Source organism: Paenibacillus foliorum, from assembly GCF_013141765.1.
Taxonomy (GTDB): Bacteria; Bacillota; Bacilli; order Paenibacillales; family NBRC-103111; genus Paenibacillus_S; species Paenibacillus_S foliorum.
This window is the reverse complement of record NZ_WHOD01000049.1, coordinates 167,200-184,930: the sequence shown is the minus strand read 5'-3', so window position 1 is coordinate 184,930 and position 17,731 is coordinate 167,200. Positions and strand designations below refer to the sequence as shown.

Sequence of the window (17,731 nt, the reverse complement as noted above, 5' to 3'; positions counted from 1 at the left end):
TCCAGAGATGGAGTTGGAAATGAGAACAGCCTTGTCTGCTCTCATATGAAGAGAGCAGACAAGGCTGTGAATGGATCATTGAAGTTTAAGGTACTAGCAATTCGAATTTGTAGCCAACTCCCCAAACTGTTTTAATATGCTGGGGCTGCTTGGGATTATACTCTATTTTCTTTCGGAGGTTGGTGACATGGACGTCAATGGAGCGTTCGTTCACGTAGGAATCAATCCCGCGGATTGCATTAATTAATTCGTCGCGGCTAAATACTTTTCCAGGGAAGCTGTAAAATAATTTCATAATTTCAAATTCGGAGAAAGTAATTTCGACAACCTGATCTTTGACGATCAGTGTCCGTCGCTCCAAGTCAAGCTGAAGCCACTGTGTGGGAGCGCTTAATGTAGCGACTGGACTTGATGAAGCTGCTGCGAAATTAGGTGCATATGTAGGTTGTGGCGATGAACGCCTGAGCTGAGCGTTGATTCTGGCCTTTAGCTCCTGCATGCTAAATGGCTTGCACAAGTAGTCATCAGCTCCACAGGACAAAGCTTGTATACGGTCCGTGACCTTATTTTTCATAGAGATAACCAGGATTGGAACTTGGGTATGATGGCGAAGCAGCTTGCATAGATCAGCACCATCCATATCTGGAAGGATGAGATCTAGCAGAATCACATCCGGAGTAAACGTATTCAAAGCATCAAAGCTGTCCTGCCCCGTCTCTACCCGCTGCACGGTAAAATTCTCTTCGCACAGATAAAGCTTCAGCATTTCCCCAATAATTGTATCATCTTCTATAATCAACACTTTTTGCATGTTCAGACACCTCATTGAGTACGGATTTGGGTATTTTCTATAATTTGGTCTGAAACGCTAATATTTTGCTAATATTTACTATGTCTATGTACCTATTTTTATTATATAGTCTACATTTGTGTACGTCTATAAGCCAATTTATGAGAATATTTGTAAAGTATTAGCAATTTGTCGAAAGCTAACTTACTACAATTTCTCTGTGGTTACCCATCCTTGAAGGGCCTCGATGGATGTTTTCCTGTCAATGCTGGTGAACACTTCGTGCAATCGAGTTTCTAATTCCTTGCACAAAGGAACATAATGCATGGTATCAGCCTCATCTATTGATAATTCTAAGGTGCCTGCGGCGGTAAAAACATCTTTCATGCCGAGATTACCGGCAGCTCCCCGTAGGGAGTGGGATAGACGCTTGGCCTCAGTTAATTGCCCATCGTTAATATAGTTCAACAATTTAGCAGCGGTTCGGTCATGCTCCTTGCGAAAGAGAGCAAGCAGCTTCACGTAGATCTCAATCTTGCCGTCTAATCTCTGGACGGCATCTTGAATATCAATGCCCTTCAATTCTGGCAGGTGCTCGTAATTTACAGTGCCTGTCTCCGTAGTCATGGCAGGATAAGGCTGTAAGGGCAACCATTTCGACAAAGTGGCTGCTAATAAATCAGGCTCCAGAGGTTTGGTTAGAATGCCGTTCATTCCCACTCGGAGGCATTGATCATGCAGCGCCTTGGTAACATCGGCTGTTATCGCAATAATAGGTGTATGGGCATACCGACTATTAAGGCGAATTCTTTCTGTTGTTGCCAAGCCGTCCAGCTCAGGCATATGGATATCCGTCAGAATAAGATCAAAATGATGTACTGGCAGCAACTCGAGAGCTTCCAAGCCGTGACTGGCTACCGTTACGGAGACTCCCAGTGCTTCCAGCATGGCTGTAGCCACCGTCTGGTTAATAGCTTGGTCCTCAATGAGCAGAACATGGCCGGCTAAGGGTCTTGATTGCCCGGACAAGTCTAAATGTGCAGGAGCTTCTACTTGATAGCAGGCCTGAAGAGCTGCGATTGAATGATACAGCTCCAAGCGGCTTATAGGTTTGACGAGAATTGCGTCAGGTCTTTGATTATCGGGCAAACGCTGCAGAGCATCACGACCTGCGAGTGTCGTGTAGATGATAGTGAGCGCTTCGCGCCGATTAGCTGCTTGTTTCATCTGCAGCCATGTCTCCTCCCCATACATATCTTGAGCTTCCATATCTAACAGTAAGACATGGACGGGCGAAGGCTCCCATTCCAAACGGTTTAGAGCGTGGGTCCAGCTATCCGATGATTCTGTTTGCAACGAAAGACTGTTAATCATCATGGAAAGGCTCGTTCTAAGCTCTAGTGAGTCCTCTACAATGTGAATGCGAAAATCGTCATGATATTTCGAAAGCGGGAACGTAAGCTTGCGTGTCGGATTTGGGCTAACAAATCGAATGGTGAAGGAGAAGGTACTTCCAGCACCCAGTTCACTCTCAATGGATAAGCTGCCCCCCATCATTTCGATCATATTTTTGGAAATAATCAATCCAAGTCCCGTTCCGCCGAATTTACGGCTTATGGATTGGTCTGCTTGCATGAAGGGTTGAAGCAGTAAATTCATTTGCTCGGGAGTCATACCGATTCCGGTGTCTGTAATCGAGAAACGGACTGCCGCCTCTTCGTCCTTATGATCGACGACTCTTATTAGCAGGGTAACGGATCCGCTGTCCGTAAATTTGATTGCATTGCTTATCAGATTTAATAAAATTTGCTCCAGCCGCAGCGTGTCCCCGATTAAAACGGCCGGAATCTCACCTTCCAATCGGATAATCATATCTATTGGCTTGTGACCGAGTAGGACGCTTAACGTGCTGTTGAGCTTGCGAAGGGTTTCATCCAGCTGGAAGCTGGCTTTTTCTAGTGTAAGCTTGTTGGCTTCAATCTTAGAGAAATCTAAGATGTCATTGATTACTTGTAGCAGCGTTTGTGCAGAGCTGGAAATTTTACTCAGATAATCCCGCTGTATATCCGTAAGCTTCGTTTGCTGCATCAAATAAGAAAGGCCCATTATACCATTGAGCGGAGTTCGAATTTCGTGACTCATACTTGCAAGAAACATGCTTTTAGCTTGATTGGCGCTATCCGCAGCTTCTTTGGCTTGGACCAATTCCGATTGGATCTGTTTTTGATCCATAATATCCCGGACGATAGTTGAAAAGAATACATCCCCGCCGTCCGAAGGCTTGTGCGCAACAATAACCTGTGAGGTTACGATGCAGCCGCCTTTTCGAGTCACAAACTCTGTTTCGCCTTCCCAGTGTCCGTGCTGCTGAGCAATAACCAAACCCTCTGCGAGCTGCATCGACATTTCCGTCTGCAAATAATTGCCTATTAAGCGAGAATCCTCATCCAGAACATCGATTTCAAGAAGTTGTTTACCAGCTGCATTGATGTAGAACATGTTGCCCTTAAGGTCAAAGGAAGCGATAAAATCTTGGGCTGCATCCAAAATATGCAAAAGTCGGTTGCTCGTTTCCGTCGCTTGCAGAAATGAGCTCATATCCCGGGCAAGCATAACAAAGCCTTTGAGCGATCCGTCGGGATGAGTCATGAGACTTACATTTAAAGAGACAGCGAGACGGGAGCCGTTAGAACGAATGTAGGTCCAGTCCTGATCCATTTCCATTTTACGCATCGGCTTTACTGCGAGAACTGAGCAATCCGGTTCGACGGGTATACCTAAATCAACGGAATAAGCGCTGGCTCGTTCTCTTAATTGAACCGGATCATGCCAGAGCAGAGGGGTCTCCAGTTGGACTACATCGCGCGCTCGGTAGCCGAGCATGTTTTCCGCTGTATGATTTAATGAAACAATCCGGAATTCCTTGTCCAAAACAATCATAGCTAATTGATTAGTCCCTACGAAAGATTCGAACGGCTCAAACAAATCGCGTAAATTTTGTGTCATTTCATTAACGGATAGGGATAATAGGCCGAGTTCATCCCTGCTCTTAGTTTCTATGGCTGCCACGGAGAGATTACCTCCGGCTACGGCTTCGGTTACAATCAGCAGATCGTGAATTCTCCGGATGATCATGGTGTTAAACACAAAATAGATTAAGCTTGCCAGTACGAGCTCCATCAAGGCAATCAACCCAACCGTCGAAAAGAACAGAGATTCGAGAGGTTTGTTCAAGGTAGCTTCAGAGACATTGAACAAAAGATACCAGGGGGTGCTGCCTACCTTGGAATAAAATAACAGAAGGGATTTTCCTTGGAAATTAAACAGCTGGTAGCCTGTTCCCTTATCGATAATTTCTCTATGCACCGGTTCAAGGTCAGGAAAGTCTTTGGGAAAATTATTCTTCAATATAAGCTCCTTATGTCCACTGTACAGTATAGTTGCATCCCTATGAATCAAGGTGATTCCACCTGCATGGTTAGGATCGATGCCTTTCAACTGCTCGCTAAACACCTTATTGGCATCCAAAGCGATCTGAAGCAAGCAAATCATTCTGCCTGAGTCATCCCATACAGGCAAAATAATGGTAATGATATATTCCCCCGCTTGCCCAAAGAAGGGGTCGGAAATAAGTCCCTGCCCCTTTCTAGCCAGTTTAAAGGTGGTATTGGCGGATATGTTAAGGGTATCTCCGTTCGTTAAGCTCAGATTGCCTTCCAAGTCGGAAATACCTGCTGAATAATAGACATTATCGGAGTAAATAACCTCTTGACGCAAATAGTTGAGCTTCTCTTCGAGCGTACCTTTTTTCATCATATTGGTGCGACTGATGACTTTGGCTTCAGCGTAGCGGATATTCAACCAGTCGTTTAGGTGCTTGGAAGTGTCTTGTACCGCCGTCAAGCTCAGTTGTTGAATGTAGGAGATCATCTTTTCTTTGGCTAATGAATAATTCACCGCGCCCACAATACTTAAACAGATCGTAGTAATGACTACGAGCAGTAATACCCATTTAATACGTAAGGAGTTTGCCATTGTATCCTCCAAGTCTTATAAGGACAATTGTTTACTGATTGTTAGAGAAGTTCAATAAAACTAAATATATATATCGGAAAACTTTTAATGTTTTCTTAGTATCATTGAAGACAAAAGAGGCTCTTAGAACATAAGTACATGCGAATAGCTACAAAGGGGAAATGAATAATGAAATGGACCGTAGGCAGAAAGCTGATTATGTCTTATGTAATCATCCTGGTAATTATGGGGTTAGTGAGTTGGATGAATTTAAAAAGTATGAGTCAAATGCAAAAAAACACGAAAGAAATTTCTCAAGTCTGGTTAACAGGTATTGAGATTGCTAATCAGGTTAATTTTTCATTGGAGCATGTATTGGTTCTTTACTATCAAATGCTAATCGAACCGGACCCTGCCAAAAAAGTGGACCTAAATAAGCAGATGGAAGAAACCCTCAGCTCGATTGATAAAAAGCTGGACCAATACAAGGAATCCTTGGCCGATGGGCAGGATGAACGAAATGCAGCTAAATTATCTGAAAAATGGAAGGCGTTCAGAGAAGCTAACGCGCAGTCCAGCAGCCAGGGAAATGGAAAGGCATCGGAGAAGGTGTCTCAGACGTTCCAAGAGGTGAGGGAAAGCGTTGCAGTCATCGTTAATTTCAACCATCAGGGGGCATCGAAAGCAGAGGAGGAAGGTGAAGCGGCCTATCGTAGCAGCATCATACAGATTAGCGTTATGCTTGTGTTTGTTATCTTGTTTGTTGCACTCATTGCCTATGCAGCGATACGAATCATTTCCCGTCCGATTCTGAAGGTTGCCCAATCTTTAGAGATGATTTCTCATGGTAATCTAACGGCTGAATCCATACATATTAAATCCAATGATGAAATTGGTATATTAGTCAGTGCTGTGAACAGGGTTTCGAGCTCACTGAAGGAATCTGTGCTGCAAATGCAGGAGGCTTCCAGTCAGGTAGCAGCCTCCGCACAGCAGCTTACAGCAAGCTCAGAACAAAACTCAACGGCTGCCCAGCATGTAGCTGAATCCGTTCAAGAGGTAGCCTCGGGGTCAGAGAATCAAGCCTCAAGTGCAATGGAATGCGGTAGAGCCATGGATGAGATGGCTATAGGCATACAGCGGATTGCGGAAACAACCTCGGAAGTGTCTGAGCTGTCGGATGAAGCTTCTCGTCATGCAGAGAAAGGAACAACAGTCATGAAGATGGCTTCGTCAAAGATTCAAGCAGTCAGTTCCACTGTGGAGAAGGCAAGCGAAATTATTAAGAAACTGGAAGGCCACTCTCAAGATATAGGACGGATATCCCAATTAATCGGGGAGATTGCCAACCAGACAAATCTATTGTCTCTTAACGCAGCTATTGAAGCTGCGAGAGCTGGCGAGAATGGCAGAGGGTTTGCGGTGGTAGCTGATGAAATACGTAAGCTGGCGACACAAACGGCTGATTCCATTCAAGAAATCAATGGGGTCATAAGTGGTATTCAACTTCATACAGCCCAAGCAGTAGAGACAATGAACGAAGGGCAATCGGAAGTCAGCGGAGGGTTGCATGCAGTAGGGCAAGCAGAGGAAACCTTTGGGTGGATAGTTAAATCATCGGAAGAGGTATCTCGCAAAATCCAGGAGGCTGCTGCTGCAGCGCAGCAGATGTCAGCAAGCTCCGAGGAGGTAGCTGCAACGGTAACAAGTATGGGACAGATTGCGCAGCAAAGTGCCGGGTTAGCCCAGACCGTAGCTGCAACCACAGAGGAGCAGTTGGCGTCTACGCAGGAGATAACGGCTTCCGCCGGAATGCTGTCTGATGTTTCCCTGGATCTGCAAAAGCTGATTGTTAAGTTTCGTGTTTAGGGGTTTGTTAAAACGAGTGGCAGTGAAGCTAACAGAGGCAATGAAGGCTTTGAGCGGCGCTGAAAGCTCCGTTATTCAGTTTGCCGCCTCCAAGTTAAGGCGATAATAGAAGTCGGAATGCCGTTATTTGGGGCGATAGAAGCGCTGAGCTTACAAACAGAGAGATTAAAGGAACTAGTTGTTCCGTTATCTCTCTGTTTTTTTGTGCTTTTCACACGATAGAGGAATAAGTAATTCAGTGAGCTGTCGACCAAGAGGATGGTTTTTATATTGAATTTATATGCTTTTGGGTTTGGGGTGAGCGATGCTTGCCCTTTAATATAATAGAATCGCAATGAGTGAATCATGAAATTTGTGATATAAAACACAAATGCGCATTTTTATGGAAAAATAGGACATATGGCACAGATATATATATAGTCATCCTATATAATTACAATTATAATAGTAAAAGATGCCTTAATATGACAAAACATAACATGCTGCCAACATGATTCGTCAGCATATCGACAAGTAGAATGGTAGGAGTGATTTCCAATAGGCGATTATACGGTTATTGCTGATGTTGGCGCATCCCTGCTGAAGTTATTGCAAGAGCAAATGACGCCAGAGCCTATCCCACAGCCTGAGTTGATAGGGATAGCTTCCCCTGCTGATAAGGGTGATCTCTACCTTTCCTTATATTTGTATAACATCAAAGAGAGCGGTGACAACCGCCAGACTCGAATGATATCAAGAGGGACGGGAGAAATTCAATTCCCGCCCGAGACTGTTGATCTTTATTACCTTTTAACCGCTTATTCGACAGCTGAACTGCAATCGCGCGTCTTAGACGAGCATAGAATTCTAGGCAGAGCTATACAAGTGTTGTACGACAACTCCATTCTACGTGGATCAGCACTTGTTGGAACATTGGCGGATCAGGGTGAGGAAGTGCGAATCGTAATGGATACGCTCTCTGGAGATACGTTGACTCGTATGTGGAATTTCGGAGATGTTCCTTACCGGCTTTCAGTCGGCTATGTAGTGGGACCAGTCAATATTGATTCCACTCGGATAAAAACTACAAAACGGGTTTTAGAACGCGATTTTCGAATTCAAGGATAGGAGGATTCGACTTGGAAAGTGTCAGAGTAGCTAAGCTAAGTACGAAGGTTTCGTTAGTAGTTTGTCTTCTGGATTCCTATACCTCGAGTTCTCCTCTTGGATTGAACGCATCTATTCTACTTGAAGGAACACTATCCAAACCTATCATTACATCCAAAGGAACCTTCATATTTAATGATTTACAAGCAGGTGGATATCGACTGCGCGTGAACGTGCCGTATTATTTTGAAGAGTGCCGTGATATCGAAGTGGGCCTTGAGAACACACTGGTTCATGTTACACTGTCACCCCGTCCGTCGTATCCGTTTAGAGAAAAGGATACACTCTTGCGTGCGAGCGTTAGCAATGAACATGGCCAGCCGTATTCCAAGGCTATTTTACTTGCAGTAATGCAATCGGAGAATGGAGCGAGGGCGAGATTAGCTCAGGATAAAGCAGGACAAGGCACGGACCAACTGACTATTGGTTCAGTTACCGGTAAAATCTCTGTGGGAGATCGGTATCTTATTCGCAGTAGGAATAGTTCCGAGGTCGGGGAGGAGCTGTGTCTAGTTGAGGAGGTGCTGGAGTACCAGCGCAGGCTTCGGCTGGAACGGCCGCTAATTGGTAGCTACGCCAGAGGATCCTTGCTGCTCCCGGTTGTTAAGACGCAGTCTGACGAGCGGGGCGAGGTGGTAGTCGCTTTTGCCAACTGCAGGGCTAATCGTTTTGATATCAAGCTGGATGTTGCGCATAGTGGCCGTTCGCTTTCGAAGGAGGTGAACCTCACAGAAGGCGGAACGACGCTTGCAGGCAAATGGAAATTCTAACTTCAAGGAGCAGTCACTAAAGCGGTATTAGTTTGAAAGAATAGATTTTTGGCTAGGCATGCTGTACATAACTTTGTTAGTAGATCGGATTCTTCCATCTTCTATAAACCACAAGCAGAAAGGAGAGAACTGGTTTCATATTTTGCAATGGATCGATGCAGATGGATGAAACTGGGGAACAATGGCTGAGTATTTATCACCTGGAGTCTACGTAGAAGAATTCGATAGCGGCGCGCAGCCGCTCGAAGGTGCAAGTACGAGCACGGCGGGCTTTATTGGTCTGGCACAAAGGGGGGAGATAGAAGGTGTCCCCCTACTGATTACCAGCGTAGCTGATTTTCATCGTAATTTCGGCAGCTATTTATCTGAGAATGCTTTCGGGGATTACCGTTTCTTGTCTTATGCAGTTGAGCACTTCTTCTTGAATGGCGGCTCTCGCGGTTATGTAATGCGTGTGGCACCATCGGATTCCAAGCCTGCTACGAACCAAGGAAGTGCCAATAAAGAGGCGAAGGTGCTTCGAATCACTTCCAAGAACCCGGGTACATGGGGTAACCAAGTGCGTATCGTAGTTGTCCCTGCGAGCAAAGCGAAGACGCAAATTATTGACATTATCGGGACTCCAGGCGAATCGGTGCAATATCGCGTGAAGAATAACGCTGGTTTCAATGTAGGCGATATCGTAGCTTTCCAAAATGGCGGCAGCAAGCAGTACAACCGCATCGTCTCTTCACTTGACAATATCATCGAATTAGAATCCGTGCTTGAAGGCGAAGAGGATGTCATTGACACCAATTTACTGCCTGCGAAGGTTCTTACGACTAGTGAATTTACTGTGCATGTATTTTATGGAGATGAAGCGGAATCATTCGAGAAGGTGTCGCTTAACGTATCCGCTGCCAATCATGTAGAGAAAATTTTGTCCCGCTCTAATATCATTATTGTTAAAGACATTAGTTTGGGTACGGATCTTGGTGCTGTTGCTCCATTTGAATCACTATCCGGTGAAACGGAAGAAGCGGGCAAGTTCCAGATCTCTCTATTTGGAGGCAGCGACGGTTCTATAGCGAATTTAGCAGCTTCTGATTTCATGGGGGTAGATCGCGGCCCAGGTAAACGAACAGGGATTCAATCGTTTATCGATAACGATGTCGTGAGCATTATGTCCATTCCCGGTGTAACCGATCCGAATGTACAGCTGTCCTTGGTCGCGCATTGTGAAAACCTCGGAAGCCGCTTCGCGATTCTTGATGTCCCGCGTGAGAAAACTAAAGTGGCCGATGTGATGACTCACCGCAATATTTTTGACAGTAACTATGCAGCGATGTACAATCCTTGGCTTCAAGTGTTTGATCCGTTAGATAAACGCAATATTTACATTCCACCGTCCGGTTCAATGGCAGGTATTTATTCACGCTCTGACCAAACCCGCGGTGTCCAAAAAGCTCCTGCAAACGAAGTTGTTCGTGGTGCTGTAGGTCTTGATTGCCAGTACAATAAAGGCGAACAGGATATTTTGAACCCTCAGGGTGTTAACCTAATCCGTCATTTCGCCGGTCAAGGTATTCGTGTTTGGGGGGCTCGTACATGCTCTTCGAATGGTCTGTGGAAATATGTCAACGTTAGAAGGTTGTTCATCTTTATTGAGGAATCAATTAAGAATGGTACCAACTGGGTTGTGTTCGAACCGAATGATGAGCAGCTATGGGCTCGTGTACAGCGTACCATTGAAGCGTTTCTTACCCGTGTATGGAGAGATGGCGCTCTGATGGGCGGCAGCCCAAGCGAGGCATTCTACGTTAATATCGGCCGCAGCACGATGACACAGGATGATATCGATAACGGTCGTTTGATATGTATTATTGGGGTTGCGCCTGTGAAACCGGCGGAATTCGTCATCTTCCGGATTACTCAGAAAACGAGAGAAGAATAGGTTCTCGCTAGTCATTGAGTAAGAGACGGGCAACAATCAGAACGAAAGGGGACGCGGTAAATTATGCCGGGCGAACGTAACGATCCATACAGAAATTTTAGATTTAGGGTTGAGGTAGAAGGTATTCAACAGGCTGGCTTCAGCGAGGTATCGGGCTTCGATGCAACGTTAGCTATCATTGAATATCGTGAAGGTAATGAGACAATTACACCTCGCAAGCTGCCGGGGTTGGCGAAATATGGTAACATCACCCTGAAATGGGGCGTTACCGATTCGATGGATATGTACAACTGGATGCAGGAATCGATTGAAGGCAAAATTGCACGTAAGACAGTCACGATTATTGCCATTGACGAAGAAGGCGCAGATGTAGCAACATGGCAAGTTATTGAAGCGTGGCCTTCCAAGTACACGGCTCCTAATTTCAATGGTACAGGCTCTGAAGTAGCTATTGAGTTTTTGGAGCTTGCGCATGAAGGCATGACCCGCACGAAGTAACAATTGCATCGGGGAAACAAGAGGAAGAATGAGGCGAGTAAAGCCCTTTTTGTCTCTTGTTTTCCTGCTTATGCGATAAATAGGAGGATACCCTTATGGCTTTCAAAACGGAATATGAATTCGAGCTTCCTAGAGGATATGTAGATGATAATGGTACATTGCATAAAAGAGGCATAATGCGTTTGGCAACAGCGGCAGATGAAATTTTACCTATGCGTGATCAACGTGTGCAGCAAAACCCAGGCTATTTGACAATTATTTTGTTAACGCGCGTTATTACGAAGCTAGGGGATCTGCGTGCTATTGATACTCGGGTTATAGAAAAAATGTTTACAGCTGATCTAGCCTTCATGCAAAATTTTTATCGTGAAATCAATGAAATGGAAGTGCCGAAGGTTCACACGTCTTGCCCTAAATGCGAGCATGAATTCGATGTGGATGTGTCTTTTATCGCAGGGATGGAGGAGGCGTAGCAGGTTATCCCATTGATAAGATTTACGAGGAGGCTGGGTTCATCGCTTATTACTTTCACTGGCCTCATGATGAAATCATGTTGATGGAGCATCGGGAGCGCCGGAAGTGGTGTGAGGAAATTTCAAGGATTAACCGCAGTATGAATGAAGATAAGCCTAGCGATAACCCGTTTGACGTATTTAATAAGAGGTGAGCAAGCAGATGAGTATACCGTCTAAAAAATACGCAGTCAGTCCGGCATTCCGTTTTATAGTCGAATTGGACGGATTGATTGTCGGCGGCTTTTCGGAGGTAACCGGGCTACAAGCGGAAACAGAAGTGATGCCTTATAATGAAGGCGGCGTGAACGACTATGTTCATTATCTGCCGAAACAAACCAAATATGAACGCATTGTGCTGAAGCGGGGAATTACCCAGGCTAGTGAGTTATGGGATTGGTATGAAGGGGTAATCGGCGGTAAAATCAAGCGAAAGAGCGGGTCGATTATATTGAATAACCCTGCTGGCAAAGAAATTTGCCGATGGAATTTTTTCGAATCCTACCCTGTGAAGTGGATAGGCCCTCAGATGAATGCATCCAGCACGGGCATTGCAATAGAAGCTATTGAAATCGTACATAAAGGTTTGAAAACCATTTTCAAAAAATAATCCGCAGGGGGACTAGCATGAAAAGACAAAAGCATATCCCCCATACGGTTAGGCAGAACATGAACAATACTGCGCTGCATAACAGGCAGTTCGCAGAAGGCATTATAGGTAAGTACGGGTTTTGGCGTGATGATTATTTGGGACGTATTTCGTTGATTTTCCGTGAGCTTGATGCGTTGTCAGGAGAAGATCATAGCAATAGGGATACGGAGTGGCGGAAAAAGGTAACCCAGCTACAAGTCCAGCTTGACCAACTGCGGCGTGCAGGTACGAAGCATGCAGTAACGCATAATGAAACGATATATCGTTTGGAGAAGTGGATTCGTCAGTACGGTGGAGTTGTGGAGGAGCGGAAGGGCTCGGAGCGCAACAACGGGATTGAAGCTACTGGTATAGCAGCAGGAGGACGCGGAGGTTTACGATCCTCATCGTATGTTCAGCGTAGGTTAGCTGATTCCATGACGGTTCAATCAGTGAATAGAGCAAACGAGCAATTAGCGTTGAAGGTTGAGCAGGCTTTGACGAAGAGCAAGCCTGGTCAGGTAGTGCAGCAAGAGGTAACGAAGGACCATGCAGGGAAGCTTACGCAAGAGCAAGAGCAAGGGCAAGAGCGAGGGCAAGAGCAAGAGCGAGGGCAAGGGCAAGGGCAAGGGCAAGGGCAAGGGCAAGGGCAAGGGCAAGGGCAAGGGCAAGGGCAAGGGCAAGGGCAAGGGCAAGGGCAAGGGCAAGGGCAGAAGCAAAAGCAAGTGAAAAAGCAGGGGCAAGAGCAAAGTGAGCCGAAGCTTTTACAGGATGCTGCTAATCAAGGAACTGTAACGACAAATGGAAATAATCAAAGTCCTAGTTTGGTCAAGGCTACTGAAAGCAAGCAAACAGAGCCTTCTTTAACAGATATTAGTCTGCGCGGTGTAGCAGCAAAGGGCTTACTACTGTGGCCTTCTGATCAGCATCACACTAAACGTATGATGTTATCGTTCCGTCGAAATGCCCAAATAGGACAAGGAACAGCTGAAAAATCACTTCTGGAACGAGACCGGAATAGAAGCATTATAGCTGCGAAACAACCCGAACGGATTGGGAAAACATCACGTGGCCAGATTTACTGGAAGCAAGGTAAGTCATATAAAGTGATGAGTGGTGTGTCCAAACTAAGCTGGCATAATGACCAGAAGTGGGATATTGGTTTAAGGAAAGAGGATAGTAATAGTACATATAGGCTTCAAACCTTGGAATTTGGCGAAAGTAAGGGAACAGCAGAGTCTAGGGGAGTTATTAGAAATACTAGGGATTCACGAAGTTCCCAGAATTTGATTGTTCAGCGCCAATACGCTCATCTTTTACCTTTTCGTAGGGGGGCATCATTACATAACGAGGTCATACAACTGCAGGCCAAACGGGCTTCTGTTATCAACGAGGCATCGAAAAGTCGGGTAAGTGAGCAAGGTATTAATGGAAAGAAAAACAATGAACAAGTAATTGTAGTACCTGAGAGACGCGAAATAGACTGGGATAAGCCAGTTGTTGAGCAAGTACCTATAAAACATGAGCATAATGCAGGAACGACGGAAATAAACCGGCAGCCAGAGCAGAAGCAGCGTACATCGGATGTTGATGACTTGCCTGGAATGCAGCAAACACCGGTGTCGTCGAGTCGGCTTGAATATAACATACATTGGATTAAGCGTTTATCGGATATGTATAAAGGCATTATTAATGTGCCGTCACATAGGAGTAGCTCTGACATCGGGTTGGAAAGCAAGATGAACCGACAAAAGGAATCCTCTGAAGGTAATCTTGGCGGTTTGATGATGCGAAATAAGCTGAAGGGTGGGCTTGTTTCACAGCACTACAGCGCTGAATTTAAGCAAGCAGCGAAGAGTAACGGCTTGCGTACCCCCGGAACTTATCGCGAGCTGCTGATTGGCCGTAATGAGTCGGCTCAGAAGGAACAGGAAGGAAAGATTGAAGCATCCCTTTTTTCAAGCTCATCAGGCATGCTTCAATCTAGGAGAATGCATGGAGCGTGGATTGGGAAGCCGACAGGCCAAGATGGCGGTACATCCATTCAAAGAAGGAACTCTTATAGTAACAATTTAGGAGAACATCAACTCAAGGCTGAATCGTCCTTATTTAGAACTGGATCAAAAATTAGTAGGTCCGTAGGGTATAATTCGGCAGGGAATAATTCCAAAGAGCAATTAAGTGGAACAAATGAACTTAATCGCAAAGCTATGAAAACTGGTGGAGCTATGGGGCAGCTAATGGCTTCAGGTGAAGCAGGATTGAATTGGATGCGAAAAAGCCGTGAGCATCGACAAGGGGCAGCACTTCTTAACCTGCTTGTGGATGAAGGGATGATCTCTGGGGCTTCTCAGCTGGCGTTAATGCTGCTAAAGACATGGCAGCAGCAAACCGCAGAGCAAGAGAGGACACCGCTGAGTCAGGAGCGGCGTGATGAGCGCGGCAATCCACTTATGCTCGCCAGGAAGGTTGCACGGACGGCGCCGAATACCGTGAGAAGAGAGGTCTCCGCTTACGAAACAGTGGAGGGGAGCACCTCACGTAAGACGCGAGCTGGAGAGGATGCGGCAAAATCCGCGTCTGTAAGGTGGCATGCGACCGCGGAATCGTTGATTTTGCCCGAGGCGGCACAGCTGCTAGGACGTCCGCCTGCTCAAGCAGCTCAGCTACTACAGAGACGGTCACAGGCTAACATGACAGAAGCATGGCTACTGCCAGTAGGACAGCAGGCGATGAATCGCTCGCGTTTTGCGTCAGAGCGGGTCCTAGCTAACGCTAGCATAGTGCCGAAGCAGGCCGATTATATCGTAGGATCATCCTCACAGGGCAGAGCAATGGTTCGGCGGAGGAGTGAACAGCTTCCAATAGCGGCTGCTAGGAGAAGCTTGAGGACGAAGGAAGTATCGTTTGGGGACCATTCGATGGCTTCATCGCTTCTTTCCATTGCAGCAGATAGGACGCATGACCGTGGAGGATACGTTGGTTCCCCTGTTTGGCAGAATAGAGAGCAGAAATATGTAGAGTCGAGAGGCGCAAACCTACCAGATAGAACGTTGCGCGAACCCAGTGCGGTGGCCGACACTAAGCAGTTGGTCGAGGGAGTTGCGGCTACGGTATCAACCGGAAGGCGAGCACGGAGGAACGGATATCAGCTATCGCAAACGGAAGGGCGAATTCTTACAGCAAGTCGTGCAGTCAAGGATGGAGTCCGGCCAACAGCGGAATCTCAATTACAACAAGCGGCAGAGGTGCTGCAGCGCTATGTAGTGAAGCAAGCGCCTGTGCTTATGATGAGAAGTGCTTTTCAGGCAAGTGCTGATCTGCCTCGATTTAAACGCACAGACAAGGGAGCAGCTTCCCTGCCCGGACATGTTGGTATAGTAAAAAGACAGCAAAGCCCAGCAGACGTAACAGGCACCGCATGGCAACCGGCTAGAATGGGAGTAGGAGTTTCTCCTATTATTTCGGTGAACAAACAGGATGAAGGGTTTAATGAAAACTATTTATCAAACCCAACAAGGAAGGTTGCTATTCAGAGGAGGCCTTTCCAAGGATTGGGCCATTCCAAACAATCCTATCTTAATGATTCGAGGCTTTCCTACTTTTCTTTATTACCCAGCAGCAGGCATGAAGCGGGAGATTTTAAAGAAGCAATAGGTAGAAACCTACATAGTGAAGATCGTCCTAACGATAGATCGGTGGTCCCAGGAATACCTGCTGGTGGGCAGGTTGCAGGATTCGTAAACAGGGCAGGAGCTCTGTTGGCAGATGTCCAAGCTCGCAGATCCGAAGCGCATAATATGGGGTCACCAGCGACTAAGTTGACTACGATGCAGCAAACACTGGGCGCTTTAACTAGGACTTCAAGTCATGCCGTGCTGTATGGCACAGTGAACAGTTCAAGATCGTCTAGTTTTCAGAAAGATATAACTGACGCTACTCATGCTTTGGGGACAGCTACTGCGTTCTTACCGAGGCGCTTGACTCAAGGCTTGAAACAGCAATCAAGTGAACAGCTTGCAGCTGCGCAGAGAGTAGTAAGGAACCGTGCACAGCTTCCGGCAGTACTGCAGAATCAGCGGCAGATTGGGATACAGCGTACAGCCTTGAGGCAGTTACAACGAGTTGATGATGGACAGCTTACGGCCAAACGGAAGAAACAAGAGTCTGACAAACGGTTTACAGCAACATGGCAGAACGCTCAGACTGACAAACGGTTTACAGTTACACGGCAGAATGATCAGACGGACATACAACGTACAGCTAAGCAACACAAACATGAGACCGCCACACAACATACAGTAACACATCAGGAATTAGCAGGCATGAGCATGAAATATGTATCAATAAAAGCAGAAAATGAAAGTTTTGCACAGCAGAAGGAGAGCTTAGCGAACAACGGCAGCAACGGCACTGCTCCTGCTCCTGCCCCTGTGCAAAGTGAACGATATATTCGAACAAGGGGTTTGCTGCATCGTCATAATGAACCTTTAGCATCAAGCGTAACATCATCGGCCATAGTTCCGATGGCTACAATAAGCAACAGTGCCTCAATGCTATTACGGCGTAAGCCGTTGGTAGAGAGTGCTGCAGAGCCGAGTAAAGCACTTAATAGAAGTGGACAAGCTCGTTCACAGATTCCGGTGCATTGGCAAGCGGAGGAGCGGACAGCTGAAGAAATTACGGACAGGGTGCGAAGCAGGAAAGCGGAAGCGGCGCGTATGGTGAATAGGCAGCAGCCCGAGGCGTTGGGCAGCGTAGCAGCCGCTACGGCTGCTACGCATCGCCGAGTGGATGCATCGGCTCCTTCACCGCTGCGCGTGCGGAACGCCCCTGGCGCCCCGCAGCAGCACGCCACGGCGAGCCCCATCGGCTCGCCAAGCCGAGCAATCGCAACCCGCACGGCGGGTCGCGCAACCGATGCCGCAGCGCGCTCCAGCGCTGCGAGCCCTACCGCGACGCGCAGCGCGTCGTCGCGGCAGCAAGCCCCCGGGCCGCTTGCGCCGAGGCAGGCACAGCCTGCCCGAGCAACGCTAGTGCCCGGTCGCGGCTTGCTCCAACGGCAGGCCGCTCGACCGGCTCGCCTGCCATCAATGCCTGCGGCTGTCACCGGCAGCAGAAGCATGCCGGTGGTCAGTGCCAATCCGGTCATCATGACGAAGCCGATGGCCTCAGCTGCTGCAAGCGCAGAGCCATTGCCGCACCTACAGCAGCAGCCGCTGTCGATGCTGCAGTCACAATTGTCTCCAACGCTTGAGCACAAGCTGTCAGAAGGCAGAGACAGTCGGGAGGATATTGCGGAGTCACCGAGCATGGATGTACTGCGACCGCAAAGATCGGCGGAGCCAGCCGAGGAGCAGCCTGCCGTAGAACAGCCGATCCATCAAAGCGAGCTGAGCAAGGAGCAGATCAAAGAGCTGATCAAACAAATTCCGCAGCTCGACGTTAATAAGATCGCCGATAAGGTCGCTCGAGAGCTGGAACGACGCATGAGGTTTGAGCGTCAAAAGCGCGGTATGTAGTAGGTTCATCGCGGTTCAGCTCGGCTGAAAACTTATCAATTCGGAT

At 47.0% G+C, this 17,731-nt stretch carries 11 protein-coding genes; 9 read left to right on the top strand and 2 right to left on the bottom strand.

Annotated features, from left to right (window positions below):
• Positions 1-85 precede the first annotated feature (85 nt).
• Positions 86-811 carry a response regulator transcription factor gene (locus GC093_RS10710; protein ID WP_171651858.1) on the bottom strand — a complete coding sequence of 242 codons (726 nt, stop codon included), beginning with the start codon at positions 809-811 and terminating at the stop codon, positions 86-88.
• A 186-nt stretch (positions 812-997) separates the two neighbouring features.
• Positions 998-4,825, bottom strand: a complete 3,828-nt coding sequence (locus tag GC093_RS10705) for a response regulator (protein WP_171651857.1) — start codon at positions 4,823-4,825, stop codon at positions 998-1,000.
• A gap of 168 nt (positions 4,826-4,993) precedes the next feature.
• Here GC093_RS10705 and GC093_RS10700 point away from each other — a divergent pair, with 168 nt between their 5' ends.
• From GC093_RS10700 to GC093_RS10665, 9 genes are all read left to right on the top strand, one after another.
• Positions 4,994-6,673: a methyl-accepting chemotaxis protein gene (locus GC093_RS10700; protein WP_171651856.1), complete on the top strand. Its 1,680-nt coding sequence runs from the start codon at positions 4,994-4,996 to the stop codon at positions 6,671-6,673.
• Positions 6,674-7,261: 588 nt separating this feature from the next.
• Positions 7,262-7,780 carry a Pvc16 family protein gene (locus GC093_RS10695; protein WP_216624574.1) on the top strand — a complete coding sequence of 173 codons (519 nt, stop codon included), beginning with the start codon at positions 7,262-7,264 and terminating at the stop codon, positions 7,778-7,780.
• Between the two features lie 11 nt (positions 7,781-7,791).
• Entirely contained in the window at positions 7,792-8,589 is a 798-nt protein-coding gene (locus GC093_RS10690; protein WP_171651855.1) for a hypothetical protein, read from the top strand.
• 181 nt (positions 8,590-8,770) lie between these two features.
• A complete protein-coding gene (locus tag GC093_RS10685) occupies positions 8,771-10,522 on the top strand; it encodes a phage tail sheath family protein (RefSeq protein ID WP_171651854.1) in 1,752 nt (583 codons plus the stop codon).
• A gap of 63 nt (positions 10,523-10,585) precedes the next feature.
• Entirely contained in the window at positions 10,586-11,020 is a 435-nt protein-coding gene (locus GC093_RS10680) for a phage tail protein (RefSeq protein ID WP_171651853.1), read from the top strand.
• A 95-nt stretch (positions 11,021-11,115) separates the two neighbouring features.
• Positions 11,116-11,493, top strand: coding sequence for a phage tail assembly protein (locus GC093_RS10675; protein ID WP_171651852.1), 378 nt, complete (start codon positions 11,116-11,118; stop codon positions 11,491-11,493).
• On the top strand, positions 11,448-11,687 hold the full coding sequence (locus GC093_RS36620) for a DUF6760 family protein (protein ID WP_312886502.1): 240 nt from the start codon (positions 11,448-11,450) through the stop codon (positions 11,685-11,687). The genes GC093_RS10675 and GC093_RS36620 overlap by 46 nt, the downstream gene beginning before the upstream one ends.
• 8 nt (positions 11,688-11,695) lie before the next feature.
• Positions 11,696-12,142 carry a phage tail protein gene (locus GC093_RS10670; protein ID WP_171651851.1) on the top strand — a complete coding sequence of 149 codons (447 nt, stop codon included), beginning with the start codon at positions 11,696-11,698 and terminating at the stop codon, positions 12,140-12,142.
• Positions 12,143-12,159: 17 nt separating this feature from the next.
• Positions 12,160-17,685 carry an atrophin-1 family protein gene (locus tag GC093_RS10665; RefSeq protein ID WP_171651705.1) on the top strand — a complete coding sequence of 1,842 codons (5,526 nt, stop codon included), beginning with the start codon at positions 12,160-12,162 and terminating at the stop codon, positions 17,683-17,685.
• Positions 17,686-17,731: the final 46 nt, after the last annotated feature.